We start from the raw sequence: 26952 nt of genomic DNA, 5'->3' as shown, positions 1-26952 counted from the left end.
CGGCGATGCGCGAGATCGTGGGGTTGGAGCGGGGCGGCTTCCTGTTGTTCCTCGCGCTGGTGACGCTGGCGCTGCTGGTCGTCGTCCTGCCCTTCGCCCAGCCGCTGCTGTGGGCGGCACTGGCGGCGATCATGTTCCAGCCGCTGTTCCGCTGGTTCCTCGGGCGCGCGCCGGGGCGCGACAATCAGGCTGCGCTGGCAACGCTGCTGGTCATCTTCGTCGCGGTGATCGTGCCGGCCTTCGCGATCGGCAGCGCGGTGGTGAACGAAGCGGCGGGCCTCGTCGTCGCCTTCCAGGAAGGGCGCATCAATGTGGCCGACTGGTTCGAGCAGGTGTTCGCAGCGCTGCCCCCGAACGTGCAGGAATCGCTCGATGCATCGGGCTGGGGCGATTTGTCCGACCTGCAGCGCCGAGCGCAGGAATTTCTGCAGGCCAGCCTCGGCCTGATTGCGCAGCAGGCAATCGCCATCGGCGGCAGCGTGTTCGGTTTCGTGCTCGCTTTCGGTATCGCGCTTTACGTCAGCTACTTCCTCCTGCGCGACGGACGCAAGATCGGCGAGACGCTGCTTGCCTCACTGCCGTTCGAGCGCAGCATTGCGGATCGGTTGGCCGAGCGTTTTCTCGGCATCGTGCGAGCCACGATCAAGGGATCGGTCGTTGTCGGGCTGGTACAAGGCGCGCTAGGGGCGATCACCTTCTGGATCGTCGGGATACCGTCGGTCCTCTTGCTCGGCGTGATTATGGCGATAGCCTCTCTGCTGCCTGCCATCGGCCCGGCCATCGTCTGGGTGCCCGCCGCAATCTACCTGCTGGCGACCGGCGAGATCTGGGAGGGCGTGGTCGTGATCGTCTCCGGCGTGGCGGTTATCGGCATGATCGACAATGTATTGCGGCCGATTTTGGTGGGACGCGATACCGGCATTCCCGACTGGCTGATCCTCGTGACCACGCTTGGCGGCATCGCCCTGCTGGGTCTTTCCGGCATCGTCGTCGGGCCGCTGGTGGCGGGGCTGTTCATCGCCGGCTGGTCCATCCTGCGCGAACAGCGCGAAGCCAGCCCCGCCATTGCGCTCTAGTACGCGCCGAAGCCGACCTCCTCCCAGCGTGACGCAGACCGGTTGTAGGCGAACTCGATCCAGTCGGATGCCTTGTCGAGCACCCGCGTCGCAGTCATCGCCATGCTTGTGGACGTTCCCTTTTTGAAGGTGATGGTACCCGCATTTTCCTGCTTTACGAGCCGCAGGCGCTGCCCATCTGCATAACCGTGGTTCGCACCGCCGCGCGGATTTGCAGGCAGCGCGAGGTCGACTGCAATGTCTCCGCTGAGCGCCAGCGCCATATGCGAACTGGCCGGAGCCAGCACACCGGATGCCGCTATGCTTGCCGGCTTGTAATAGCCGTGCACCGTGCTCGCGGGCGTCGTATTCCCGCCGGCGAAGCTGACGAAGGGAAAGGAGAGCGGATCGTCCTGGCCGTTGGGGACCCGTCCCGCGAGAAATTCCCCCTCCACCTCGATCCGGCAGGAACGGTCGATGTAGCCGCCCCAGCGTACATCCAGCCAGTGGCGTCCGGCCTGCTGGGCCAGCGCGCTGCGGTAATGGCGGACCTTCAGGCGAATTTGCCGCGGCGGGCTGTGATAGACGCCAACGGGAGCCCCTTCGACCGGCTGCGTCAGCGAAGTCGGGCCGTAAAGGCCAACGGCATTGAAGCCGCCGCGCCGGTCGAGCAGCGCGTCCACTTCAAGATCGATATCGCGCAGCGCGTGGCCATGCGTGCTGCTCATCGCGACCGGCGTATCGACCGTGCGGATACGGCCCGATACCCAGCTGTTGACCCAAACCAGCCCCGCATCGTCGAAACGGCATCCGTCGAGAATCGTCGCGGGCACCGGCGCAGCTTCGTCGCGCGTAGGGTATTTGTAGGTGTAGAGCCGGCCGTGGGTCGACCCGCCGCCGAGCCAGACATATTCGCAGTCGCGCCATAGGCAATTGCGGAAATGGGCATAGCTCTTGCCCGTGTCCTCCTGCGCGATCTTGCAGTCGCCGAATTCGCAATCAACGGCATCGACGCGCGGATTGCAGCCGAGATTAAGGCCGTTGCCATTCCCGGTCAGCAACTTGCACCGCGTCAGCGAAAGCCGCTCGATCGCGTCGTCCGCGCCGACCGCGTAGAAGATCTCGCCGCGCCAGCCGATAAAGTCCGTGTCGCGGCAGATGACCGTGCCGACATAGACGTCCTGCAACCAGAAACCCTTGTCCGAAATGTCCCACCCGTCGCCGGTAACGGAATCGGCGGGATAGGTGGTCTGGCCGGTCCGCTGGCGGTTGCCCCGGAACACCAGCCGGTCGAGCTCCAGCCTAGCAATGCGCCGCGCGGCGGGTTCGGGACGGGAGGTATCGCCGTCTAGATAGAGTCCGCCCCTGCGCCACACTGCCGGTGCGGCATCGGTCGCGGAGGTCGGCGCCATCTGCCAATTGCCGTCCGGGTCGACACCGCCAAGCCCGCGAAAATCGAGCACGCTACGATCCGCCGCGCAGCCGCGCAAGGTGAGGCTTTTACGGACCACGAGAGGATGGCCATCGACCGCGCGCGTGTCGAGCGCGGGCGAGGTTCGTTCGGGGCAATCGATGCGGTAATACGCGCTTTCGAACCTTATTTCGCGCGCACCCACGGCCTCGGCATAGTCGATCGTCGCCTGGATTGCGGACTGGTCGTTGACGAGACCGTCGCCAGCCGCACCGCCCTGTTCGACCGATATGGAGCCAGCCTCCGGCAGCAGGCGGAAGACCCGACGATTTGCAGTCCGCAAGACGAAGCGCGGGTGCGCGTCGGCGAGGGCCTCCGTCGCGAGATCGTCGGCGATATAGGTTCCGGGGCCTTTCCCGGAGACCGCATGGCCTGCGCTGTGGAGCCGGGCGATGTCGGGGGCGGGCAATCGCGTTGCCAGTTCGGCGAACAGGGCTGGAAGCGATTGGGCGGAACGTTGGGCGAGGCCCAGTGCGGGCAAAGCCAGCGCCCTCATTGCGCAATCCGGTAGGTCAGCGTGCCGGAGGTCGGCGCGATATCGAGATAAAGCTGCGCGCCGCTTTCCCCCTCCTGCCAGACCGGCTCGCAAGCATTGCCATGGAAGACCGCCCATTCGGAACCGGCGATGGTCAGCGGATGCCTGGTCGCCCCTCCGTCGATCGATCGCAGGATGCGCACGGTGCCGGTCCATTCGCCTGTCAGTGTCAGGAATACCGGAGCAAGCGGAGTAGGCGCGAACGGTCCCGCGACCTTCGCGTTCGAGGCGCTTCCGTTCAGCGGAGCCGGAGCGGCCGGAGCGAGTGCTACGGTCGGCAGGGGTGCCCCGTGCGAAACGAGCGCGAGCTGCCCGCTACCATCGTCGCTACCAAGGGCAAATACTGGGGCGAAGCCGCCGGGGGCCTCGATCGGATAGGTTTTTGAAGGCATATGGTTGGCTCCCGAATCAAGTAGGAACCAGATCGGTTATTCACGCAGTTCGGTGTAGGAAAATGATTTCCGGTGCGCGACACGCTCGCCGGTCAGCCGAGCAGCAATTGCATTTGCGCTTCGAAGCGGTCGACGATTGCGTCTTTCGACCAGTGGAGCAGGGCGCGCTCTCTGCCGCCTTGTCCGAGTTTCTCGCGGAGCCCGGGATGCCGCAGAAGCTGGTCGATGCCCCAGGCGAATGCCGCCGGGTCTTGCGGCGGGACTACTACCCCCGCCCCCTCGATCTCGCGGTCTATACCGGTACCGGGCGCCGCCGTCGCCACGATGGGACGACCCGATGCCAGCATGTTGCCGAGCTTCGACGGCAGCACCAAGTCGGCAGCATCGGGGAGCTGGGGAAGGAGATGGATATCGGCCAGCCGCATCAGGTCGCCGATGCTTTCCTCCGGTTGCAGATCGTGGAACTGGATATTCCCCAGCCCTGCCGCCATCGCTTCCAGCCGCGCACGGTTCGGCCCCTCGCCCGAAATCACGAAGGCCAGATCGGCACGCCGCTCCAGCCTGCGCGCCGCCTCGATCACGATCTCGAGCCCCTGCTTGTTGGCGATATTGCCCGAATAGAGCGCCACCACCTTGTCCTGTAGGCCCCATTCCGCCCGCAGCCGATTGCCATCGCCGGTCGCGATCCTCTCGGCGTGGTTCGCCCAATTGCGGATCTCGACGATGCGATCGGCGTCGACACCTTTGGCCTGAGCGAGCGCGCACATCGGTTCGCTGATAGTGGACACGACATCGGCCGAGCGCAGCAGGCGTTCCTCGAAGCGGGCGGCATTCCTCGCCGTCTTGCTGCCTTGCTCGATGAGCCCGGTCGCCAGCGCCGCGCCGACTTCGAAATCCTGGATATGCAGCCACAGGGGCACGCCGGCGCGGCGCGCCATGCGGCGAGCAACCGGAACCGCAATCATCGAAGGGGCCACGGTGAAGACCATGTCCGGCCTGAGCTCGCGCCGCGCGGCACGTGCCGGCGGATAGGCGCTGCTGGCAAAGCTCATGTGATGCGCCATCCGCCGCTTACCGGTGGGATTGGACGGCACGTAATGCGGGCAGCGCGTGATCGCCACCCCGTTCTCGACGCTGCTCTGCCAGCGCCCTTTATACCGCTCGTAAAGCTTCCACTCAGGGTAGTACGGCTGGCCGACGACGGCCTGCACCTCGTGCCCGCGCGCAACCAGCGCCTCGGCAAGACCGGCGGAATAGGGGCCGATGCCGATCGGTTCGGGACTGTAATTCAGCCCGATGAAAAGAATTCGCCGGGCAGGTCCCTGCGTCACGCCGGGCTTATGCTACGCATCCCGCGGGCATCGCTGTCACGCGCGTGAAGGCCATCGAACAGCGCGTCGATCAGGCCGGCGAGCTTCGCCTCGGTCAGGCGCTCGTCGATCATCGCGATGAGATAGGGCTGAATGTAACAAAGCACCGCCTGGTTGATCAGCGACAGCGCCTGGTTGATCTCCAGCCCCGCGAAATGTCCCTCGGCCTGGGCCTGCGCGATCAGTTCGCACAGATAGTGATCGGCCAGGTCGATATAGCTTTGCGCATATTCGAAGTAGCGCTCGCCCATCTCGACATAGAGCTTGAAGCTCGCCGGGTCGTTCTTGAAATTGTCGCGCAGCAACAGGAAGCGACGGGCGAAGAATTCGTACATCTTGCGCCGCGGCGGCAGGTCGGTCGCCATGACCTCGTCCATCACCGCCAGCTTGGGCGCGAACCATTCGCCGGTCACCGCCTCCAGCAGATCGGCCTCTTCGGGGAACACTGTCTCCACGCGGGTGCGCGCGATGTTGAGCTCGGAAGCCAGCTTGGCACGGTTCACTTCCTCGCCGCGCCGCTCCATGATCGCCATCGCCTCGCGCGCGAAGCGCGAGCGCAGTTCTTCGATCTCGTTCTCGCTCACGCGATACGCTCCCGGTTGCTCATGGGGACCATGTAGCGGTTTCGCCGCCGGATTGAAGCCCGGGACGCGCCTATCAGCCGGATTTCGACGGCGGCATGGGAATGAAGGCGGAGGTACGCTTCTTGTAATCCTCATAGCCCGGGCGAGAGTGCTTCATGCCCTTCTCAAGCAGGGCGGCACCCGACCATTTCACCAGGGTGAAGGTGAGGAACAGCGGCCCGACCACGGTGGCTGCCGCGACCCACCAACCGGCAGAGGCCGCGGCGATCCAGATGCCCCACCACACGCAGGCATCGCCGAAGTAATTGGGGTGGCGGGTGTAGCGCCACAGCCCTTTGTCCATCACCTCGCCCTCGCTCGCCGGATCGGCCTTGAAGCGCGAAAGCTGCCAGTCGCCGACCCATTCGAAAACGATGCCGAGGAGGTAGAGCGCCAGCCCGACCAGCGCGAGCCCGCTGATCGGGATGGCAGTCGCTGCCTCGAGGATGCCGTATTGCGCCGGGCTGCAGACGATGAACAGCAGGACTGCCTGACCGAGGAAAATCTTGGTGAGCGCCGCGAAGGCGAAGCGGCCCTTCTCCCGATCCTTGCGCAGCATCCGCTCGTAGCGCTTGTCCTCGCCCTCGCGGCGCCACCGCAGGAAGAGGTAGATCGACAGCCGCAAGCCCCAGACGACCGCCATGCCCATCAGTAAGGTCGCCAGCGGGCCGGGCGCCCGGAGCTGCATCCAGCTGGTGAAGGCCATCAGCGCCATGCCGAAACCCCAGAAGCTGTCGATGAAGGAGACATCGTCGATCTGCACCGCCACCACCCACAGGATCAGAGTAACGCCGAGCAGGATGGCGGCATTGGCGATCAGCGCTCCGAGGATCATGCGGCCGTGTCCTTTCCTTCGGCAAGCAGGCGCTGCGCCTGCGCCTCCAGCACCTTGTAGCGTCCGTAATCGGGGCGCTTCGTGCGGAACCATGCGGCGATTTTCGAAAGATCGCTGGCGTAATCGTCGCTCGGTTCGATCGGATCGCTGAAGCCGAGCCGGCGATCCTTCCAGCTGACCCAGGCCAGCACGATCGGCACTTCGGCTTCGCGCGCGATATGCCAGAAGCCCGATTTCCATTCCCCGTCGGAACTTCGCGTGCCTTCTGCCGCAATGACCAGCGCCAGCCGCTCCGCTGCTCGAAAGGCCTCGGCCACCTGCTCGACGTAGTTCGCGCGCTTGGTCCGGTCGATCGGCACGCCGCCCATGTCGAACATGAAGTTGCGCATGTAGCCCTTGAACAGCGTGTGCTTGCCCATGAAGCTGGGCTCGACACCCTCTTCGGCGGTGGCGCCGGTGAAGAAAACGAAGTCCCAGTTCGAGGTGTGCGGTGCGCCCGCGATGACGAATTTCGGGATCGCGGGCATGCCGGTTTCGACCTTCCACCCCTGCAGGCGATAGATCGTCCAGATGATGCGCCGCACGATCCGCGACAGGATCGATCGCTTGCGCGGATTTCGTGCGGTCATTCAGTCACTCTCCCCGCTCCGCCTAGCAGGCGCAGCGGGGATTGCTAAGGCCGTCTGGAGATTTCGACGGCGATGTTCAGGCGGATCAGTCGTTCCTGATGGCGACTCGGTCCGCGCGGCCGTCGCCATCCGTATCCTGCCGCACGACATCGGCGTCGCCGTCACCGTCCAGATCGGTCGTCCGCGCGGTCGAGGCCGTCGCAGTCGTGCCAGCGGTCGAAGCTCCAGTGGTGGTCGCGTCGAGACCGCCACCTTCGGCATCGGCGACGAGGTGGTCGAACAGGGCTTCGTAATGCTTCATCGCCTGGCGCATGTCCTCGGTCGAGGCGCTGCCGTCATTGTGCCGGTCGACGATGGCGTGACCTTCGCGATAATGCCGCGCGACGTCGCCGTGATTGACCGTGAGATCTTCGTAGCGGCGGTCGAAATCGGCCATCGGATAGCCGACCGTCTTCATCATGTTGGCCAGCATGCGGTCGGCATGGAGCACGGCTTCGACGGGACTGTCGACGAACACGGATTTCACGTCGCGCCATTCGGTTGCGAAGCGGGTGTGCTCGTCTGCGGTCAGCCGGCGAATCTCAAGGGCGTCGACGCGTTCTTCGCGCCGCTCCAGATCACGCTCGGCCTTGGTGCGGTCGCCGGCATTGTCCAGCGTGCGGTCGTACTCGTCGCCGAAGCGGTCGCGCAAGTGATCGGTTCGGCGTTTGCGGATCGTCATCCAGATGCCGACGGCGATCAGCAGCACGATGACGGCGAAGATTACCAGCAGGATGTTCTCATTCACGGAAACTCTCCTCGTTTCCGCCCAAGACCCTCATTTCTCTCTACGCCCCTGCCCGATTCGCGTTCCGCGGCTACATCCGGAAGACACCGAACTGCGGACGCTCGGGGATCGGCGCTTCGAGCGTCGCGGCGAAGGCCAGGCCCAGTACGTCGCGAGTCTGCGCAGGGTCTATCACGCCATCGTCCCACAGGCGGGCGGTGGCGTAATAGGGATTGCCCTCGTCCTCGTATTTCTGGCGGATCGGGGCCTTGAACTCCTCGGCCTGCTCCTCGGTCCAGCTGTCGGCGTCGCGGTGGACGGTGGCCAGCACCGATGCGGCCTGCTCGCCGCCCATCACGGAGATGCGCGCATTGGGCCAGGTGAACAGGAAGCGCGGGCTATAGGCGCGGCCGCACATGCCGTAATTGCCTGCGCCGAAGCTGCCGCCGATGACCACGGTGACCTTGGGTACGGTGGCGGTGGCAACGGCGGTGACAAGTTTCGCGCCATGCTTGGCGATGCCTTCCGCCTCGTATTTCCCACCGACCATGAAGCCGGAGATGTTCTGGAGGAATAGCAGCGGAATGCGGCGCTGCTGCGCCAGTTCGATAAAATGCGCGCCCTTCTGCGCGCTTTCGGAGAAGAGCACGCCGTTGTTGGCGAGGATCGCCACCGGCATGCCCCAGATGTGCGCAAAACCGCAGACCAGCGTGCTGCCGTAATGCTGCTTGAACTCGTGGAATTCGCTGCCGTCGACGAGGCGGGCGATGACCTCGTGCACGTCATAGGGCGCGCGCACGTCCTCCGGCACGATGGCGTAGATGTCTTCCGCATCGAACTTCGGCGGACGCGGGTCTTTCAGCGTGACGTGTTTCGCTTCGGCATAGTTGTCGCCGAGATGGCTGACGATATCGCGCACGATCGTGAGCGCGTGCTCGTCGTTCTCGGCGAGATGATCGACCACGCCGCTCTTCTTCGCGTGCAGATCGCCGCCGCCCAGATCCTCGGCGCTGATCTCCTCGCCCGTCGCGGCCTTCACCAGCGGGGGTCCGGCAAGAAAGATCGTGCCCTGGTTGCGCACGATCACCGTCTCGTCCGACATGGCGGGCACGTAGGCTCCGCCTGCGGTGCAGCTGCCCATGACGCAGGCGATCTGCGGGATGCCGAGCGCACTCATGCTCGCCTGGTTGAAGAAGATCCGCCCGAAATGGTCGCGGTCGGGGAAGACCTCGGCCTGGTGCGGCAAATTCGCCCCGCCGCTGTCGACGAGGTAGATGCACGGCAGCCGGTTCTCTTGCGCTATCTCCTGTGCGCGAAGGTGCTTCTTGACCGTCATCGGGTAATAGGTGCCGCCTTTAACCGTGGCATCGTTGCACACGATCATCACCTGCCGACCCGAGACCCGTCCGATTCCGGCAATCATTCCCGCACCGTTGATCTCGTCCTTGCCATACATGCCGTTGGCGGCAAGCTGGCCGATCTCGAGGAAGGGGCTGCCCGGATCGAGCAAGCGCTCCACCCGCTCGCGCGGCAACAGCTTGCCCCGCCCGACGTGGCGTTCACGGCTGCCTTCGGAGCCGCCCAAAGCAGCGGCGGCTACGGTGGAGCGCAAGTCTGCGGCGAGTGACTTGTTGTGCTCGAAGCGCGCCTTGGCATCAGGCGCCTCGCGGTCGAGGGTAGAGGTGAGAATGGGTGCTGTCATCCCGCAGCCCCGATCAGTTCGCGCCCGATCAGCATCCGCCTGATCTCGTTCGTGCCTGCGCCGATATCGAGCAACTTGGCGTCGCGCATGTAGCGCTCGACAGGCCAGTCGAGGGTGTAGCCCGCGCCGCCCAGCGCCTGGACGCTTTCGGCAGCCACGCGAAAGGCGTTCTCGCTCGCCAGGAGGATCGCGCCTGCCGCGTCAAAACGGGTGGTCTTGTTCGCATCGCAGCTCTGGGCCACCGCATAGGTGTAGGCGCGGGCCGATTGCAGCGCGACATACATGTCGGCGATTTTGGCCTGCATCAGCTGGAAGCTGCCGAGCGGCTTACCGAACTGGGTGCGCTCGCGCAGGTAGGGGATGACCGTATCGAGGCACGCCTGCATCACGCCGAGCTGCAATCCGGCGAGCACCACGCGCTCGTAATCGAGGCCGCTCATCAGCACGCCGACACCGCCATTTTCCGGACCCATCACATTTGCGTCGGGCACGAAGCAATCGTCGAACACCAGCTCGCTGGTAGGCGAGCCGCGCATGCCGACTTTCTCGATCTTCTGGCCGATGGAGAAGCCTTCGAAATCCTTTTCGATCAGGAAGGTCGTGATACCCCGGCTGCCCGCTTCGGGCGACGTCTTGCCGTAGACGACCAGCGTATCGGCATAGGGCGCGTTGGTGATCCAGAATTTGGTGCCGTTCAGCACATAGCCGCCGTCCACTTTCTCTGCCTTCATCTTCATCGAGACGACGTCCGATCCTGCACTCGCCTCGCTCATGGCGAGCGAGCCGACGTGCTCGCCGCTGATGAGCTTGGGCAAATATTTTGCCTTCTGCTCCTCATTGCCCCAACGCGCGATCTGGTTGACGCAGAGGTTGGAATGCGCGCCGTAGCTGAGGCCGACCGACGCGCTCGCCCGGCTGACTTCTTCCACTGCAATAACGTGTTCGAGATAGCCAAGACCTAGCCCGCCGTCGGCTTCGGGAACGGTAATTCCATGCAGCCCCAGCTCGCCCATCGCGGGCCAGAGCTCGGCCTTCGGAAACCAGTCCTCGCGATCGACCTTCTCCGCCAGCGGAGCGATCTGCTCGTCGGCGAAGCGGCCGACGCTCTCGCGGATCATCTCGGCGGCTTCGCCCAGCTGGAAGTCGAAATCGGGGGTCGCGCGCATGGTCTCTCCTCAAGGATCCCCGAAAACTTGGGGGCTCGCGTAATATCGTTGCGCGCGCGATAGCGAAACGAAGCGCGGCGGGCAAACCCGCTTTGCGTGATCGAGATTTCGTGCGGTCCCCAATACTGTCCAACTTGTAAATCAAGGCAATGAATCTAAAAGCGTTGCCCAAGCATGCTTCTCGACACGTCCACATCCTGGCCGACCACCAAAGGCCCGAACCCGGCATTCTGCGGTGAGCAGGACCGCCTGACGGTGATGGCGTCCTATGGCCTCGACGAGTTGGAGAACGACGATGAACTGCTGCAGATCGTGCAATTCGCCGCAAAGCTATGCGGGGCGCCGATCTCGCTGGTGAGCTTGGTCGAGGAACAGCGCCAGCGGTTCCTCGCCCGGGCCGGTCTGGACGCGACCGAAACACCCCGCCCGACCAGTTTCTGCGCCCATGCCATGATGGAGCGCGAGCCGATGGTGGTGCCCGATGCGCTGCTGGACCCGCGGTTCGAGCGCAACCCATTGGTGACCGGCGAGCCGAAGATCCGGTTTTACGCCGGTGCCCCGCTCCTGTCGTCGGAGGGCGCACCGCTGGGTTCGCTCTGCGTCATCGATACCGAACCCCGTCTGGAAGGTCTGACCGATTTCCAGCGCGAGGGCCTCGAAGTGCTAGCAGCTTCCGTGATGCGGCGTCTCAACGCGCGGCGCGAATACCTGGCGGTGCAGGAACAGCTCGTGCGCGAAAGCATGCGGCTGCGGCGGATGGCGGAACATATTCCGGTGCTCGCATGGGCGGCGAAGCCCGACGGCTCGATCGAGTTCGGCAACGAGGCTTTCTACGAATATTGCGGCACCGAGGACGTCGGGTCGATCGACTTCGAATCGCTGATCCACGAAGAACAGAGCCAAGCTGTCGCCGATCTGCGCGCAAGATCGCGCAAGACCGAGGAGCGCTGGGAAGCCGAGGCGCGCCTCAAGCGGGCCGATGGCGAGTATCGCTGGATGGTTCTGCGCGCGTGGCCAATGCGCGATGTGGCCGGCAACGTCGAAACCTGGTTCGGCGCAGGAATCGATATCGACGAAACCCACCGCCTCTCGGAAAGCAACGACCTGCTGGCGCGCGAACTGTCGCACCGCATCAAGAACATCTTTGCGGTCGTCTCCGGCCTCATCGCGATCCGTTCGCGCGGCAAGCCAGAGGTCGAGGGATTCGCCAAGGAACTCAACGAGGCGATCCGCGCGCTGGGCACGGCGCATGATTACGTCCGCCCTGGCGACGGACGCTCCAGCGACAGCCTGCAGGGCCTGCTGCGCGATCTGCTGAAGCCCTATGGCGACGGTCGGCCCGAGCGCCTGCTGGTCAAGGGCGACGACGTCGAGACCGGGCCGCAGGCGGCGACGCCGCTGGCGCTGATCTTCCACGAGCTGGCGACGAATTCCGCCAAATACGGTGCGCTCGCCTGCGACGACGGGACGATCTGCATCGAAATCGCCCGTGAGAAAAGCGATTGTGAAGAACTTCGCGTGACTTGGCATGAAACCATGGAAGGCGTGTGCTATCCGCTCGATTCGCAGCGGGAGGGCTTTGGTTCGCGCCTGTTGCGGATGGCAGTCGAAAGCCAGCTCGGCGGGCGGTTTGAGCGCACGCTTGCCGATAAAGGGCTGACGGTCGATCTGGTATTCCCGGTGGAGAAGCTGGTCCCCTAAGCGCGCAGCGTCTTGCGGCAGCGGCTTTCCCCGGTGGCTTAGCCTGCTAGGGTACGCGGATCGGCAGAGGAGGGGCCCCGAATGCGAATGGTAATCCTGGCAGGAGCGGTGCTTCTGGCCGCGGCTTGCAGCAATCCCGATGAAACGCCTTCCGAGGTTGTAGAAGACCCTCAGGGCGATGACACCGCAGCGTCTGTAGAAGACACCTCTCTGCCGGGCGATTTCGCAGAGACCGCCTGGCGAATCACGTCGGAAGACGGTGCGCGCTACACAACCTATCTCGACCGCGACGGCAGCTATCGCGACCTTCGCAACGGGGACTTGTGGCAAGAAGGTCAGTGGACCTTCAACGCCACCGGCGATGCGCGCTTGTGCTTCACTCCCGACGAAGAAAACGGCGTCGAAAGGTGCTGGAAGCCCGAGAGCATGACCGACGACATGATGGACGCGACGGGGCCGCAAGACCGCCGGATCGAATTGCAGCGGGTCGATTACCGTCTACCCGATGAATCGAGCACCGAGGACGAGTGACGACCGAAGTTCAAGCTGCGCTGGAATTCCGGGCTGTCGGCAAACGTTACGGAGCGGTCGAAGCCGTTCGCGATGTTTCGCTGACGATCGCACCCCGCCAGTTCGTCGCGCTTGTCGGCGCGTCGGGATCGGGCAAGTCGACGCTGCTCAAGACGATCAACCGCCTCGCTGAGGCGGATAGCGGAGAGGTCGTCTACGAAGGCGATCCGGTCGGCAGCCTGCCGCTGCCAGCCCTCCGTCGCCGGGTCGGGTATGTCTTCCAGTCGATCGGGCTGTTCCCGCACATGACCGTGGGCGAGAATATCGCGATCGGCCCGCGGCTTGCTGGCGAGAAGCTGTCGCCTGCGCGGATCGCCGAGCTGCTCGAACTGGTCGAGCTCGATGCCGGGATGGCAGACCGCATGCCCGATGCCCTGTCCGGCGGGCAGCGCCAGCGCGTCGGCGTGGCCCGCGCGCTGGCGGGCGATCCGCATTTGCTGCTGATGGACGAGCCGTTCGGCGCGCTCGATCCGGTCACGCGCGATGCGCTTGGCGCGCGGGTGCGCAAGCTGCATGACGAGCTCGGCCTGACGACCATCATGGTTACGCATGACATGGCCGAGGCGCTGCTCCTGGCCGACCGGGTGCTGGTGATGGACGCAGGTGCGATCGTGGCCGACGAAACTCCGCAAGCCCTGCTCGACGGGCACGGCGGAGCAGTCGCGCAGGATCTTGTCGCCGTTCCGCGCGCCCAGGCGGACCGGCTGGCGGAGCTGGCGCGGTGAGCGACATCTGGCCGGCGCTGCTGAACCTCGGCGACCAGCTCGCTGCGCATGTGTCGCTTTCGGCGGCGGCCATCGCGCTCGGAATCGCAGTGGCCTTGCCACTCGCGGTCTGGGCGAGCCGCTCGCCTGCGGTGTCGCGAGCCGCGCTGGGTTTCGCAAGCCTCGTCCAGACCATCCCGGCGCTCGCCTTGCTGGCGCTGTTCTTCCCGATCCTGCTGAGCCTGCGCGCCGTCTTTGGCGAGGGGCTGCCGACGCTCGGCTTCCTGCCCGCCCTGCTGGCGCTGTCGCTTTATGCGCTGCTCCCGATCCTGCGCAATGCGATCACCGCACAGGCCAATCTCGACCCCGGCGTGATCGAAGCGGCGGACGGCGTCGGCATGACCTTCTGGCAGCGCCTGCGGCTGGTCGAGGCCCCCCTGTCCGCCCCTTACATCATGGCGGGCATCCGCACAGCGGCGGTCTGGACCATCGGCGCCGCGACCCTGGCGACGACCATCGGACAAAAGAGCCTCGGCGACCCTATCTTCGCCGGCTTGCAGACGCAGAACTGGGTGCTGGTGCTGGCCGGGTGCATCGCTAGTGCGGGGCTGGCCCTCATCGCCGACGGACTGCTCGGCACGATCGAAAAGGGGCTCAAGACTCGCCGCCGCGCGCTTACTTTCGGCGGGCTGGCAGCTGTCGCGCTGGGCGTCGGCGCTGCGCTGTTCACGCAGTTCGGCGGTAGCGACGAGCGGCGTATCGTCATCGGCGCCAAAGGATTTTCCGAGCAATACATACTCGCCCGGCTGATCGGGCAGCAATTGGAAGAGAGGGGCTACGCTGTCGACTATCGCGACGGTCTCGGTTCGGCAGTGGCGCACCGGGCGGTCACCACCGGCGCGATCGATGTGCTGGTCGATTACACCGGCACGATCTGGACCAACCAGATGGGGCGGACGGACAATCCGCCGCGCGACGCGATGCTGGAGGAAATCGCCGCGTGGGAAACCGACACCAGCGGCACCCATGTGCTCGGCCGGCTGGGGTTCGAGAACGCCTATGGCCTCGCCATGCGCGGCGAGCGGGCGGCGGCGCTCGGCGTCGAATCGATTGCCGATCTGGCCGGCGCGGCGGGGGGCATGACCGTCGGCGGCGACCCTGAATTCTTCGAGCGGCCCGAATGGATTGCCGTGCGCGATACCTACGGATTGCGCTTTGCCGAGCGGCGCAATTTCTCGCCGACATTCATGTACAACGCGCTGCAATCGGGCGAGGCCGATGTGATCGGGGCCTATACCTCGGACGGGCGGATCGCGGCGGACGGGCTGACGATCCTGGAGGATCCGCAGGGCGCGTTTCCCAATTACGACGCGATCGTCCTGCTCTCCCCGGAAACCGGGAGTAACGCCGCGATCCGCGCCGCGATCGAGCCGTTAGTAGGCGCGATCGATGTCGAGGCGATGCGCGAGGCCAACCTTTCGGTCGACCGGGAGGAGGACAAGCTGACCTTCGAGGAAGCGGCCCGCCGGCTCGCAGACCGGATCGGGCTCTAGCCGGCCTTGCGCCATGTCTGGGTCTGGCAGAACGGCCCGAGGCAGCCCTTCACGGTCAGCTGGTTCGAGCCTTTGCGTTGCAGGATCGAACGATAGGTCTTGCCGCTCTTGGGATCGTAGATCGTCCCGCGCCATTCGTCGCCGTCTTCGGCGAAGCCGGTCAGCACCGGCATGCCGAGCAGCTTGCGGCTGCGCTTGGAAGCATCCTTGTTGTTGACGTCGCGCTGGTCGAGGCCTTGCGGCGGGGCGACGAGGAACTTCGAGATGCGCCCGCACAGCTTCGCGCCGCAGGGGGCGATTGTGATCACCGCGTCCTTTTCTTCGGTCATCCAGCGGCCCTGAACCGGATCCGCAGCCAGCGCGGGCGATGCCAGCAACAGTGCGGCCAGCGATGCGACCAATACTCTCATGTCGTGTCCTTCCGCCTCTCGCCTTCGGCAAATCCGGCACCGCGCGGCCAGTCGCGCGGCGTCAGGGCCAGCACCTTGAACAGCTCGCCCATGGCGGTCGGCTGAACGAGCCGGTCATGCGCTGCCGCAATATCCGTCGCTCGATCGGGCGAAGCGTTTGCGAGCGCTCGCGTCCGCAGGCCGATCCCCATGGCAGTGAGCCATTCGCCCTGTGTCGCGGTGGCAGTGGCGAGCCCGGCGCGCTTGGCGACCTCCACCAGCATGGCGAAATCGACATGCGCGGTGAGGTCCATCTCGCCGGGACTGTCGAACGCGCCAACCTTATCATGCGCCTTCACGGCCTGGAGGGTCGAGCTGGGGCGCGGCGCAAGGTGCCCGTAATCAATGAAGAGCGCCGCCCCGCCCTGCCGCTCCAGCCGCTCGGCCAGCGCATCGACCAGCGCCGCCGCGGCGGGGCAAGTCTCGATGATCGTGCCCAGTTCCGCCGCCCGCTGCTCCGTGGGCACCGCATCGTCCATCGGACTCCGCCCGGCGGCGAAGACGAAGCCGCCCTCCTCGTCCAGCGCCACCATCCGCTCGCGCCACCCACGCTTGGTCATTACCAGCTGGCGCACGGGGAGCGCGTCGAGGAATTCGTTCGCCGCCAGCAGGATCGGGCGGTCTTCGGGCAGGCTGTCGATCGTGTCGTGAAACTGCGCCCCGGCGAGCGCGCCGGACTGGACCGCGCGCAAGGTTTCCGATCCTTCGACCAGATGGACCTCGGGCCGCAGCCCCTGGCTCGCCATGGCACGTAGCGCATCGCTCGCCAACGTGCCGCGCCCCGGGCCGAGCTCGACATAGATCGCGTTTGCCGACTTGCCCGCGCGGGTCCAGATATCGGCCAGCCACAGTCCGACCATCTCGCCGAACATCTGGCTGATCTCCGGCGCGGTGGTGAAATCGCCCGCTGCGCCCAGCGGATCGCGGCTGGCGTAATAGCGCGCATTGCTTTCGCCCATATAGCGCGCGACCGGCATCGGCCCGTGCCGCTCGATCAGGCGGCGAAAGCTGGTCGCCAGATCGCCGGGCGCGCCCTCGCTCATGCGGTCGCCGGCTTGCCTGCCTTCGCCCCGCCGATGGCAGGGCGAGCCAGTGCGAAAGCCAGCACGCCGAGGCCCACAGCGATCATCGGCAGGCTCAGCCATTGCCCGCGCGACAGGCCGGTCTCGACCACCACATTGGCGAGATGGGCATCGGGTTCGCGGAAGAACTCGTTGACGAAGCGGCCGACGCCCATGCCGACGGTGAACAGGCCGACCAGCAGGCCCGGGCGGTATCGCGCGCGGGTTTTCCAGAACAGCGCGATCAGGATCACGCCAAGCAGCAACCCTTCCAGCCCCGCCTGGAACAGCTGGCTGGGATAGCGCGGCAGTTGCAGCGGATCGCTCGGGAAGATCATCGCGAAGGGGAAATCGCCTTCCACCGGACGGCCGTAAAGCTCGCCGTTCACGAAGTTCGCCAGCCGCCCCAGCATGTAGGCCAGCGGGACATTCACCGCGATATAATCGCAGATGCGCAGCCAGTTGATGTGCCCGCGCCAGGCCACCCAGCTGATCGCCACCAGCACGCCGATCACGCCGCCATGGAAGCTCATCCCGCCTTCCCATAGCTTGAACATGTCCAGAGTGCCGAACAGTTCGGGCCGGTAGAAAGCGACATAGCCGAGCCGCCCGCCGAGGATCACGCCGAGCGTGCAATAGAAGAACAGATCGTCCGCATGGCGCTGGGCCATCGGGCTGCCGGGCGCCTTGATCATCTTCGACAGGTGCCAGTAGCCGAGCAGGATGCCGAGCAGATAGGCCAGCGAATAGTAGCGCAGCTGGAAGCCGCCGATCTCGAACAGATAGGGCCGCAGCCCCAGATCCTGCCAGTAGATCGGGTCGGTAGCGCCGCTCGCGGCGAGTAGTGACAGCAAGGGCTTATCCTCTTAGAGACATGTGCAAGGCCGCATCCGACGACCCATCGGCGGCGGCTTTTGGCATAGCAGGAGTTTTGGGGAAAGCCTGCGTCGAGCCGCAATTTCTGCGCGAGCCTCGAATCGGGGCCGTGCGCCGTTTTGAGAGAGGACCCTGACCACCATGCCGACCGAACTCGACAAGGACATCCACCGCATTACCGACGCCGTGACCGCGCCGGGCCAGATGTTCGAACTGACCGAGGCGACGCGCCGCGGCGTCACCATGCCCGCCTTCAAGAATGCGCCCCCCAGCCTCGCGCATTTCTTCGCCCATTTCTGCAACGAGAAGAAGGACGAGACCTTCCTCGTCGATGGCGACATGCGCATGACCTTCGGCGAAGTGTGGCATGCCGCCAGCCACGTGGCGCACGGCCTTGCGACGCAGCACGGCATCGAGAAAGGCGACCGCGTGGGCATCGCGGCGCGCAATTCGGTCAACTGGATCGTCGCCTATATGGGCATTTTGATGTCGGGCGGCTGCGCCACCTTGCTCAACGGCTGGTGGACGGGCGAGGAGCTCGCCTATGGAATCGACCTGTGCGAATGCAAGCTGGTGCTGGCCGATGCGCAGCGCGCCGCGCGCCTCGAAGGCGTCGAGCACCCGGCCAAGGTCGTCGTCTTCGACCATGGCACGCCGAGTGAGGGCCTGGCACCAGTTTGGGCCGCTGGCGATACGGCGATGAAAATGCTGGGCGAGATCGGTCCTGACGATCTTGCGACGATCCTCTACACCTCCGGCTCGACCGGCCATCCCAAGGGCGCTTATTCCGACCATCTCGGCGTCGTTTCGGGCACGATGAACTATGTCTGCCAGACGGCGATGATGCTCCAGCTACTGACCGAGCGGGGCGAGGCCCCGACCGTGCAGCCAAGCGCACTGGTCGCCGTGCCGCTGTTCCACGTGACGGGCGAAGTGCCGCTGTTCCTGCAGAGCTTCGCCATGGGCCGCAAGCTGGTGCTGATGCCGAAGTGGGATGCGGGCGAGGCATTGCGCCTGCTCGACGAAGAGAAGATCACCTATTTCGTCGGCGTGCCGCTGATGAGCTACGAAATCGCGATGCATCCCGACCGCGAGAAATACGACCTCTCGCAGTGCAAGACCTTTGCTGCCGGCGGTTCCGCCCGCCCCGTGGAGCACGTCAAGAAGATCAAGTCCGCGTTCGAGGACGGCTATCCCGTGCTCGGCTACGGCCTTACCGAAACCAACGGCGTCGGCGCCGGCAATCTCAACGAGAATTACCTCGCCAAGCCCAACAGCACCGGCATGCCCTCGCGCCCACTGGTCGAAATGGCCATCCTCGACGACGACGGCAACCAGTTGCTACAGGGCGAAGTGGGCGAAATCTCGATCCGCTCGGTGTGCAATTTCCTCGGCTACTGGCGCAACGAGGAAGCGACCAAGGCGGCCTTCAGCAAGGATGCTTTCTTCCGCACCGGCGACCTCGGCTATATGGACGAGGACGATTACCTGTTCATCGTCGACCGCAAGAAGGACATCATCATCCGCGGCGGCGAGAACATCTCCTGCATCGAGGTGGAAGAGGCGATCTACGCCCATCCGGCGGTGGCCGAATGCTCCGTCTTCGGCCTGCCGGACGAGCGCTTCGGCGAAATACCGGCAGCCGTCTACCTGACGCATGAAGGCAAGGAGCTGTCCTCCGACGACCTGCAGGAATTCCTGCGCGAGCATATCGCCGCCTTCAAGGTACCGAGCGTGCTGTGGCAGGCTGAAGAACAGCTGCCGCGGCTCGGCACGCAGAAGGTCGACAAGCGGACCGTCAAGGCCACTTACGCGAGCGATTACGAGGCCGCTTGAGTACGTTTCGCATCCCCCGCCAGCGCGCGATCTTCGACCGGCGCGATGTCGCCGCGCGGATCGACGCGCTTGTGGAGGAGCATGGCGAGAACGCACGGCCGCATATCGTCGATCTGCTGAAAGGCGCGCTTGACAGGGGGCGCGCCGAACTCGCCGCGCGGTTGAGGGAGAAGCATTCGGCCGGACATGAATGCGCGGGCGGTCATTCCTTCCTGATCGACCAACTGCTGCGCGTGATCCACGATCATGCGACGACCCATCTCTACCCCAGCGCCAACCGCTCTCAGGCTGAGCGGCTGACGATCATGGCCGTCGGCGGCTACGGCCGCTCCGAAATGGCGCCGCATTCGGATGTCGATATCGCCTTCCTCGTCGGCGGCAAGAAGACCGCCTGGTGCGAGCAGGTGGTCGAGGCGATGCTTTACCTGATGTGGGATCTAGGCCTCAAAGTCGGCCATTCGACCCGCACGCTGGACGAGGCGATGCGCCTTTCCAAGAACGACCTCACCATCCGCACCGCCCTGCTCGAAGGCCGCTATGTCTGGGGCGACCAGGCGCTCTACGACGAAGGCTCTCGCCGCTACACATCGGAAGTCGTGCGCGGCAACGAGCGCACTTTCGTTACCGAGAAGCTGGCCGAACGCAATGCGCGGCACAAGCGCATGGGCGACAGCCGCTATGTCGTCGAACCCAATGTGAAGGACGGCAAGGGGGGCCTGCGCGACCTCCATACGCTCTACTGGATCGGCAAGTTCATCCACCGCGTGCGCGCGGCGGCGGAGCTGGTCGATGTGGGGCTGTTCACGCAAGCCGAATATCGCAGCTTCCGCCGGGCGGAGAACTTCCTCCTCGCCGTGCGCTGCCACCTGCATGTGCTCACCGGCCGTGCCGAGGACCGGCTGACCTTCGACATGCAGCGCCAGATCGCCGAGCGGATGAATTTCGCCGAGCGGCCAGGCAAGAGCTCGGTCGAGCGGTTCATGCAGCTCTATTTCCTGCACGCGAAGCGGGTCGGCTCGCTCACCGGCGTCTTCCTCGCGCATATCGACGAGCAGTTCGAAGCCAAGAGCGCCCGCTCCGGCTTCTTCGCCGGCTGGAAGCAGAAAGCGCGGACCGTGAAGGGCTACCGCGTGTTCGGCGGCAAGATCGCCTCGCCGTCGGACGACTGGTTCCGCAAGGATCCCGTGCGCCTGATCGAGATTTTCCAGATCGCCGAGGAGCAACAGCTGGAGATTCATCCCGAAACGATGCGCCAGGCCGATCGCGACAGCGGGCTGATCGACAGGGCGGTGCGGAACGACGAGCGGGCGAACGCCATGTTCCTCGACCTGCTATGCGGGCGCAACGATCCCGAAATGGTCCTGCGCTGGATGAACGAAACCGGCGTGTTCGGGAAATTCGTGCCCGATTTCGGCAAGGTCAACGCGCAGATGCAGTTCGACATGTACCACCACTACACGGTGGACGAGCATACCATCCGCGCGATCGGTCTGCTCAACAAGATCGAAAAGGGCGAGCTTGCCGACGATCACCCGCGCGCCACGCGGCTGATCCACAAGGTGATCTCTCGCCGCGTGGCGTACGTCGCGGCGCTGCTGCACGATATCGCCAAGGGCCGCGGCGGCGATCATTCGGAGCTTGGCGCCGAGGTGGCGCACGAGCTGTGCCCGCGCTTCGGCCTCTCCGACAGCGAGACCGAGCTGGTCGCCTGGCTGGTGCTCCACCACCTGCTGATGAGCCACACGGCGCAGAAGCGCGACCTCACCGACCCGAAGACCATCGAGGATTTCGTCGGCAAGGTGCAGAGCCAGGAGCGGCTGCGCCATCTCGCGATCCTGACCGCGGTGGACATCCGCGCGGTCGGCCCGGGCACGTGGAACAGCTGGAAAGGCCAGCTCCTCGGTGAGCTCTACGATACGGCGAGCGAGCGCCTCCGCCTCGGCCACATGCGCGAAGGGCGCGAACGCAAGATCGCGGCGAAGAAAGCCGAAGTCGCGGATTTGCTCGGCAGCAAAGCCTATCTGGCCGAAAGCGTGGGCGGGGCGATGGGCGACCCCTACTGGATCGCCGAGCCGGTCGATATCATCGCGCTCAATTTGGTGCATTACGCCGCCGCGCGCGAACAGAAGCACGACCTGTCGATCCATTGCGAGTTCTACGAAGAGCGCGGCGCGACGCTGGTCACGGTGATCGCGGCCGACCATCCGGGCCTGTTCTACCGTATCGCGGGCGGCATCCACCTTGCCGGCGGCAACATCATCGATGCGCGCATCCACACCACGCGGCAGGGCTGGGCGCTCGACAACTTCCTGGTGCAGGACCCGCATGGCGGCGCTTTTGCCGAGGAAGGCCAGCTCGAGCGGCTGAAGACGAGCATCGAGGATGCGCTTGCCAATCGCGTCGATCTCGCCCCGCGCCTTGCCCAGCGCCCGTTGGCACACAGCCGCGCACGCGCCTTCGACGTGTCACCGCGAGTCCTGTTCGACAACAAGGCGTCCAACCGCTTCACCGTGATCGAAGTGAATGCGCGAGACAGGCCCGCACTGCTCAACCGCCTTGCGCGGGTGCTGTTCGAAAGCCGCCTCGTGGTTCACTCCGCCCACGTCACGAATTACGGCGAACGGGCGGCGGACACGTTCTACATCACCGACCTCACCGGCCACAAACTGGAGCAAGGCGAACGGATGAACCGCATCGAAGCCCGGCTGATCGAAGCCGCCAGCGATGCCACGCAGGACAGGCTGGAGAACGCCTGAGGAAGGCTCAGCCCCGCTCCCCGAACAGCGCGGTGCCTACCCGCACATGCGTTGCGCCCAGCTTTACGGCAGGCTCGTAATCGCCGCTCATGCCCATGCTGCGGCCCCAAGAGTCATCGGCTGGTCCGTGGTCGCGCGCCAGCTTGTCGAGCAAGGCGAAGAACGGCGTCGGCTCGATGTCGAACGGCGGGATGCACATCAGGCCGGCGACCGGGATGTCCGCCTCGCGCGCCTGGTCGAGCAGCGCGGGCAGTTCGGCGATCGGGCAGCCGCCTTTCTGCTCTTCCTCGCCGACATCGACCTGCACGAAGCACGGCACGCGGCGGCCTGTCTTGTCCATCGCCTTGCCCAGCGCCTTCACCAGGCTCGGGCGGTCGAGCGAGTGGATCGCGTCGAACAGCGCCACCGCATCGTCCGCCTTGTTCGATTGCAACTGGCCGATGAGGTGGAGTTGCACTGCCGGATATTCTTCGCGCAGCGCGGGCCATTTGGCTTGCGCTTCCTGCACGCGGTTCTCGCCGAAATGGCGCTGGCCCTCGATCAGCAGCGGCTGGATCGCGTCTGACGGGTGGGTCTTGCTGACCGCGACCAGCGTCACCTCGCCCGGATCGCGCCGAGCGATCTTGCACGCCTGCGCGATATTGGCCTGAACCTGCTGGAGCGGAGTGTCTGCCTTTTCCATGGGCATGCGCTATAGCGGACGCCGCATGAATGGACAGGCCCTCCCTTTGCTCTGGCTGCTGTCGGATGCCCGCAACGATGCCGGGCTGGAGGCGGCATTGCGTGCGCTGCCGAAGGGGTCGGGTTTCGTGTTCCGGCACTATCATCTCGAACCGGCGGAGCGGCGGAGGCAGTTCGAGAAACTGGCTCTGATCGCGCGCGAGTGCGGCCATGTCGTGGTGCTTTCAGGCGCAGAGGACTGGGGTGCCGATGGGCATTATGGAGCGCCGGAGCGCCTCGGCACCGGGCTGCGTCTGGCCACCGCGCATAACGGCGAGGAGATCGAAGCCGCCATCGAAGCGAAAGCGGACGGGATCTTCCTTTCTCCCGTATTCCCGACCTCCTCGCACCCCGGCGGAGCGACGCTCGGCCCGATGGGATTTTCGGTGCTGGCCCAGCGTTCGCCCGTGCCGGTGATCGCGCTCGGGGGAATGAATGCCGAGCGGGCGCGCGAACTGAACTGGCCCCGCTGGGGCGCGATCGACGGCCTTTCGTAAGCACTTCGCCACCCCCACGACGGCGGGTGTGTTGCATGGAAAATACACCCGCTCGACGAACTCCGCTTGACCTCGGACTCGCCGAGGATTCATACTGCCCGCTCCCGACGACACAGAGGCGAGACACATGGCCACGCGCGCTGGCGCAGCACCCGACTGGCGGGCGGCATTCCGCCGCTCCTTCCGCCGCGCCACGCATATGGCGGGGGCGGGCCTGCTGTTCGCGCTGCTGCTATTCCTGACCCTGTCGCTGGCCAGCTACACCCAGACCGATCCCAGCCCCTCCACCGCCGCCGACGGCACCGATATCGGCAACTGGATGGGCCTCTCCGGAGCCTGGGCTGCCGAACGCGCGCTGAATTTCTTCGGCATCACCGCCGCGCTGCTGCTGCCGCTGCTCTATATCTCCGCGCGCCGTTTGTGGACCGGCGTAGAGGACGATGACGAGCAGGAAACGCCCGGCCGCTGGTGGGGCCCCTTCGCCATGCTGCTCGCTGCCATGGTGTTGCTCGGCACCGTGCTCGCGCTGCTGTTCGATCCCGCGACGGGCAGCTTGCCCGCTGGGTTAGGCGGCCTCTTCGGCCAGCTTGGCGGTCTGGGGATCGAGGCGGTCGCCGGACGGTTCGGCGAGGCGGCATCGGGCTGGATCGTCCTGGCGCTGGCCCTGGTCGCGCTGGCCGGGGGCATCGTGCTGGTCACGCGCGTCTTCGCCATCGACTGGGCGCAGTTCCTGACCCTGCCCGATTTCGTCAAGCGCCGCCCGGCGCTCGCAGATGCGGACCTGCCGCTGATCCCGAAGCGCCAGAAGCGCGCCAAGCCCGCAGCAGCCGACGTAGAAGACGAGGCCGAGCCGGTCGAGTTCCGCGAGCCGCGCCGCGCACCCGAAATCGCCGATCCCGCACCCATGCCCGCCCAGCCGAAACCGGCCAAGGCGAAGCAGCGCGACATGTTCGCCAATTACCAGCTCCCGACGCTGGAATTGCTCGACGATCCGCCGGAAAATTCCGCGCCCAAGCTCGACAAGATGGCGCTGGAGCGCAACGCCCGCCTGCTCGAAAACGTGCTCGACGACTTCAATGTGAAGGGCGAGATCACCGCCGTGCGCGCCGGGCCGGTGGTCACCATGTACGAGCTGGAGCCCGCCCCCGGCATCAAGGCCAGCCGCGTGGTCGGCCTCGCCGAGGACATCGCGCGCAACATGAGTGCGATCAGTGCCCGCGTCTCGCCCATTCCGGGCAAGACGGTGATCGGCATCGAACTGCCCAATGCCGACCGCCAGATGGTCAGCTACAAACAGCTGGCCAGCAGCGCGGCCTTCGTCGATCACGCGGGCAGCCTGCCGATGATCCTGGGCAAGGACATTGCGGGCGAGCCGATCGTCGCCGACCTGGCTGCCATGCCGCACCTGCTTGTTGCGGGTACCACCGGCAGCGGCAAGTCGGTCGGCCTCAACGCCATCCTGCTCTCGCTGCTCTATCGCTTCACGCCGGACGAGTGCCGCCTGATCCTGATCGATCCCAAGGTGCTGGAGCTCAAGACCTACGACGACATCCCCCACCTCCTCAGCCCGGTCGTGACCGAGCCGCACAAGAGCGTGCGCGCGCTCAAATGGGCGGTGGAGGAGATGGAGAAGCGCTATCGCATGATGTCGAGCGTGAACTCGCGCAACATCGCCGGTTTCAACGAGAAGGTGAAGAAGGCGGCCGAAAAGGGCAAACCGCTCGGCCGCCGCGTACAAACCGGCTTCGATCCGGAGACCGGCGAGGAAATCTACGAGGAAGAGCAGCTCGATTACGAACCGCTGCCGCTGATCGTGCTGATCGTCGACGAGCTGGCCGACCTCATGGTCACCGTCGGCAAGGAAATCGAGGTGCTGATCCAGCGCCTCAGCCAGAAGAGCCGCGCGGCCGGCATCCACCTGATCATGGCGACGCAGCGCCCCTCGGTCGACGTCATCACCGGCGTCATCAAGGCCAATTTGCCGACACGCATCAGCTTCAAGGTCACCAGCCGCATCGACAGTCGCACGATCCTGGGCGAACAGGGCGCGGAGCAGCTGCTCGGCAAGGGCGACATGCTCTACAAGCCCAATACCGGCGCCATGCTGCGCGTGCACGGTCCCTTCGTCAGCGACGAGGAAGTCGAGAAGGTGGCCGACCACTGGCGCGAACAGGGCAAGCCCGATTACGTCGATGCCGTCACCGAAGAGCCGGAAGACGGCGGTTATAGCTTCGAGGACGAATTCACCGCGTCCGACGATCCGGACGAGCGCAAGTATCGCCAGGCCTGCCAGATCGTGATCGAGAACCAGAAGGCCAGCGGATCGTGGCTCCAGCGCCAGATGGGCGTGGGCTACAACACTGCGGCCAAGTGGATCGAGCGGATGGAAAGCGAAGGCCTCGTCGGCCCGGCCAACCACGTCGGCCGCCGCGAGATTTTCCGCGACCAGGACGGCAATCCGATTTGAAGCAGATCACGCGGCACCGTCTTCGGCGCGCCGGCATAGTTGCTTCGATCTAGACGCACCGACCTAGACCGGTTGCCATATGGACTGCACCCCCTCTCGGTCGGCAGGTTTCGCTTGCGGACAAGCTTGTCCGTAATCTCGATGCGAACCTGAGAGGGGCGCCATGTACACGTCAAACCATTCCGAATTCAGCCGTTCGGCCCAATGCGCCGAACTCACCTTCGACGAAATCGAAAGCGTCAATGGCGGCATCGTCCCGCTGGCCGCGCTTGGTGCGGTCGCAGCGACGACCGCGCTCATCGGCCTCGTCGATGGGATCTTCACCGGCATTGCCGAAGACGAACAGCGCAAGGCCGAGCAGGACGCCGGTTGATCGCCGACGCACACGATTTTCGAGAGGATTGAACAATGAACACCGCAAACACACCGGTCACCGGCATCCAGTCGCTCGACGGCCAGGAAATCGATGCGACCAACGGGGGTGTGCTCACCACCGTTCGGCTTCTGTGGACCCTTCGCGATGGCTATGTCGCGCTTTACGAAGGCGCGAAAGAACTGGGTCGCGAACTTACGCGCACCACGCCGGACACGGAAGAGACCACGCAAGAAGGGTCGTAAGATCCATTCGGTCAGGGAGCAGATCATGATACTATTTTCCAACCGCGTGATACCGCTGGACCGGGCATTGACCGGTTCGCCGCTCGATGTCGCCGAACTGTGGAGCAAGATGCGCGAGCATCCGGTCCAGTTCGTGATGGAGGCGATTGCGCTCGGCTTGATGATCGTGGGGTTGATGACCGCTCTGGGGCCGATTTATAACACTGCCAAAGCGTTGGGAGAACGGCTGGTCACCCTGGCCTGACCGCCGCCGCATTTGCGCAATTTCGGGGGGAGGTCGGCAAGCGCCGATCTCCCCTTTTGCGCCAGAGGGAGCTGGACATGACCGACACACCCACTTTTCGGATCCTTGGCGTCGTCAAGAACGGCCTCTTCGGGCGTACCGTCCGCGTAGAAGTCGTCAGTCCGGGTGTACGCCGCAATGTCCAATTCAACGGTGCGTTCCCCAACCCGAACTGGACCAGTATCGAGGACCGCTGGCTGCGCGAGGGAGACGTTTTCGAGGGCCGGATCGAGGGGGCGTTCGAGCTTGGGGAAATCGTTCCGATGGCCCGCCTCTCGATGCTCGCGGAAAGAAGCGACTAAACGACCGGCTCTCGG

At 65.1% G+C, this 26952-nt stretch carries 26 protein-coding genes; 13 read left to right on the top strand and 13 right to left on the bottom strand.

Translation table 11 applies throughout. The features are described from left to right. Window positions 1–5 precede the first annotated feature (5 nt). The gene (locus P8R33_RS12130) at window positions 6–1076 is read left to right on the top strand and encodes an AI-2E family transporter (protein WP_278329223.1); all 1071 of its coding nucleotides are present in this window, start codon (window positions 6–8) and stop codon (window positions 1074–1076) included. Here P8R33_RS12130 and P8R33_RS12125 read toward each other — a convergent pair. From P8R33_RS12125 to P8R33_RS12085, 9 genes are all read right to left on the bottom strand, one after another. Further along, window positions 1073–3022 (bottom strand): hypothetical protein, encoded by a 1950-nt coding sequence (locus P8R33_RS12125; RefSeq protein ID WP_278329222.1) that lies wholly within the window; start codon window positions 3020–3022, stop codon window positions 1073–1075. The two genes, P8R33_RS12130 and P8R33_RS12125, sit on opposite strands and share 4 nt — an antisense overlap. Then, a complete protein-coding gene (locus P8R33_RS12120) occupies window positions 3019–3453 on the bottom strand; it encodes a hypothetical protein (RefSeq protein WP_278329221.1) in 435 nt (144 codons plus the stop codon). Before P8R33_RS12120 ends, P8R33_RS12125 begins: the two co-directional genes overlap by 4 nt. A 92-nt stretch (window positions 3454–3545) precedes the next feature. After that, entirely contained in the window at window positions 3546–4784 is a 1239-nt protein-coding gene (locus P8R33_RS12115) for a WcaI family glycosyltransferase (RefSeq protein WP_278329220.1), read from the bottom strand. Beyond that, window positions 4781–5407 (bottom strand): hypothetical protein, encoded by a 627-nt coding sequence (locus tag P8R33_RS12110; RefSeq protein ID WP_278329219.1) that lies wholly within the window; start codon window positions 5405–5407, stop codon window positions 4781–4783. The genes P8R33_RS12115 and P8R33_RS12110 overlap by 4 nt, the downstream gene beginning before the upstream one ends. A gap of 73 nt (window positions 5408–5480) precedes the next feature. After that, window positions 5481–6281, bottom strand: coding sequence for a DUF1295 domain-containing protein (locus tag P8R33_RS12105; protein WP_278329218.1), 801 nt, complete (start codon window positions 6279–6281; stop codon window positions 5481–5483). After that, window positions 6278–6910 (bottom strand): 1-acyl-sn-glycerol-3-phosphate acyltransferase, encoded by a 633-nt coding sequence (locus tag P8R33_RS12100; protein ID WP_278329217.1) that lies wholly within the window; start codon window positions 6908–6910, stop codon window positions 6278–6280. Before P8R33_RS12100 ends, P8R33_RS12105 begins: the two co-directional genes overlap by 4 nt. A gap of 85 nt (window positions 6911–6995) precedes the next feature. Further along, a complete protein-coding gene (locus P8R33_RS12095; protein WP_278329216.1) occupies window positions 6996–7697 on the bottom strand; it encodes a hypothetical protein in 702 nt (233 codons plus the stop codon). Window positions 7698–7767: 70 nt separating this feature from the next. Beyond that, window positions 7768–9378: a carboxyl transferase domain-containing protein gene (locus P8R33_RS12090; RefSeq protein ID WP_278329215.1), complete on the bottom strand. Its 1611-nt coding sequence runs from the start codon at window positions 9376–9378 to the stop codon at window positions 7768–7770. Next, on the bottom strand, window positions 9375–10544 hold the full coding sequence (locus P8R33_RS12085) for an acyl-CoA dehydrogenase family protein (protein WP_278329214.1): 1170 nt from the start codon (window positions 10542–10544) through the stop codon (window positions 9375–9377). The genes P8R33_RS12090 and P8R33_RS12085 overlap by 4 nt, the downstream gene beginning before the upstream one ends. A gap of 174 nt (window positions 10545–10718) precedes the next feature. On the opposite strand from P8R33_RS12085, the gene P8R33_RS12080 reads away from it, so the two are divergent. The 4 genes from P8R33_RS12080 to P8R33_RS12065 all read left to right on the top strand — a co-directional run bounded on the left by P8R33_RS12080 (window position 10719) and on the right by P8R33_RS12065 (window position 15072). Further along, window positions 10719–12245 carry a GAF domain-containing protein gene (locus P8R33_RS12080; protein ID WP_278329213.1) on the top strand — a complete coding sequence of 509 codons (1527 nt, stop codon included), beginning with the start codon at window positions 10719–10721 and terminating at the stop codon, window positions 12243–12245. An 81-nt stretch (window positions 12246–12326) separates the two neighbouring features. Then, window positions 12327–12776 carry a hypothetical protein gene (locus P8R33_RS12075; protein WP_278329212.1) on the top strand — a complete coding sequence of 150 codons (450 nt, stop codon included), beginning with the start codon at window positions 12327–12329 and terminating at the stop codon, window positions 12774–12776. Beyond that, a complete protein-coding gene (locus P8R33_RS12070; protein WP_278329211.1) occupies window positions 12773–13540 on the top strand; it encodes an ATP-binding cassette domain-containing protein in 768 nt (255 codons plus the stop codon). Before P8R33_RS12075 ends, P8R33_RS12070 begins: the two co-directional genes overlap by 4 nt. Beyond that, window positions 13537–15072 carry an ABC transporter permease/substrate-binding protein gene (locus P8R33_RS12065; protein WP_278329210.1) on the top strand — a complete coding sequence of 512 codons (1536 nt, stop codon included), beginning with the start codon at window positions 13537–13539 and terminating at the stop codon, window positions 15070–15072. The genes P8R33_RS12070 and P8R33_RS12065 overlap by 4 nt, the downstream gene beginning before the upstream one ends. Here P8R33_RS12065 and P8R33_RS12060 read toward each other — a convergent pair. Genes P8R33_RS12060 through lgt form a run of 3 tightly spaced genes read right to left on the bottom strand, consistent with a single transcriptional unit; the run spans window position 15069 to window position 17436 of the window. Further along, the gene (locus P8R33_RS12060; protein WP_278329209.1) at window positions 15069–15482 is read right to left on the bottom strand and encodes a DUF2147 domain-containing protein; all 414 of its coding nucleotides are present in this window, start codon (window positions 15480–15482) and stop codon (window positions 15069–15071) included. The genes P8R33_RS12065 and P8R33_RS12060 overlap by 4 nt on opposite strands. Next, window positions 15479–16564 carry a class I SAM-dependent methyltransferase gene (locus P8R33_RS12055; RefSeq protein ID WP_278329208.1) on the bottom strand — a complete coding sequence of 362 codons (1086 nt, stop codon included), beginning with the start codon at window positions 16562–16564 and terminating at the stop codon, window positions 15479–15481. The genes P8R33_RS12060 and P8R33_RS12055 overlap by 4 nt, the downstream gene beginning before the upstream one ends. Beyond that, window positions 16561–17436 (bottom strand): prolipoprotein diacylglyceryl transferase, encoded by an 876-nt coding sequence (lgt, locus tag P8R33_RS12050; RefSeq protein WP_278329207.1) that lies wholly within the window; start codon window positions 17434–17436, stop codon window positions 16561–16563. Before lgt ends, P8R33_RS12055 begins: the two co-directional genes overlap by 4 nt. A gap of 163 nt (window positions 17437–17599) precedes the next feature. Between lgt and P8R33_RS12045 the strand changes: the two genes are divergently transcribed. Further along, entirely contained in the window at window positions 17600–19294 is a 1695-nt protein-coding gene (locus P8R33_RS12045; RefSeq protein WP_278329206.1) for a class I adenylate-forming enzyme family protein, read from the top strand. After that, a complete protein-coding gene (locus tag P8R33_RS12040) occupies window positions 19291–22050 on the top strand; it encodes a [protein-PII] uridylyltransferase (RefSeq protein ID WP_278329205.1) in 2760 nt (919 codons plus the stop codon). Before P8R33_RS12045 ends, P8R33_RS12040 begins: the two co-directional genes overlap by 4 nt. 7 nt (window positions 22051–22057) lie before the next feature. On the opposite strand, the gene P8R33_RS12035 is transcribed toward P8R33_RS12040, so the two are convergent. After that, window positions 22058–22732, bottom strand: coding sequence for a YggS family pyridoxal phosphate-dependent enzyme (locus P8R33_RS12035; RefSeq protein WP_278329204.1), 675 nt, complete (start codon window positions 22730–22732; stop codon window positions 22058–22060). Between the two features lie 25 nt (window positions 22733–22757). Between P8R33_RS12035 and P8R33_RS12030 the strand changes: the two genes are divergently transcribed. The 6 genes from P8R33_RS12030 (at window position 22758) to P8R33_RS12005 (ending at window position 26937) form a co-directional block, all read left to right on the top strand. Then, window positions 22758–23267: a thiamine phosphate synthase gene (locus tag P8R33_RS12030; RefSeq protein ID WP_278329203.1), complete on the top strand. Its 510-nt coding sequence runs from the start codon at window positions 22758–22760 to the stop codon at window positions 23265–23267. 127 nt (window positions 23268–23394) lie between these two features. Continuing rightward, window positions 23395–25734 carry an FtsK/SpoIIIE family DNA translocase gene (locus P8R33_RS12025; RefSeq protein WP_278329202.1) on the top strand — a complete coding sequence of 780 codons (2340 nt, stop codon included), beginning with the start codon at window positions 23395–23397 and terminating at the stop codon, window positions 25732–25734. A 163-nt stretch (window positions 25735–25897) separates the two neighbouring features. After that, the gene (locus P8R33_RS12020) at window positions 25898–26107 is read left to right on the top strand and encodes a class IIb bacteriocin, lactobin A/cerein 7B family (protein WP_278329201.1); all 210 of its coding nucleotides are present in this window, start codon (window positions 25898–25900) and stop codon (window positions 26105–26107) included. A 35-nt stretch (window positions 26108–26142) separates the two neighbouring features. Then, window positions 26143–26352, top strand: a complete 210-nt coding sequence (locus P8R33_RS12015) for a hypothetical protein (RefSeq protein WP_278329200.1) — start codon at window positions 26143–26145, stop codon at window positions 26350–26352. Window positions 26353–26377: 25 nt separating this feature from the next. Then, the gene (locus tag P8R33_RS12010; RefSeq protein ID WP_278329199.1) at window positions 26378–26596 is read left to right on the top strand and encodes a hypothetical protein; all 219 of its coding nucleotides are present in this window, start codon (window positions 26378–26380) and stop codon (window positions 26594–26596) included. A 77-nt stretch (window positions 26597–26673) separates the two neighbouring features. Further along, window positions 26674–26937 carry a hypothetical protein gene (locus P8R33_RS12005; RefSeq protein ID WP_278329198.1) on the top strand — a complete coding sequence of 88 codons (264 nt, stop codon included), beginning with the start codon at window positions 26674–26676 and terminating at the stop codon, window positions 26935–26937. Window positions 26938–26952 lie beyond the last annotated feature (15 nt).

This window comes from Qipengyuania flavescens, from assembly GCF_029688735.1.
GTDB lineage: Bacteria > Pseudomonadota > Alphaproteobacteria > Sphingomonadales > Sphingomonadaceae > Qipengyuania.
Note: the sequence above shows the minus strand (reverse complement) of the source record. Positions and strands in the feature narration are given on the sequence as shown.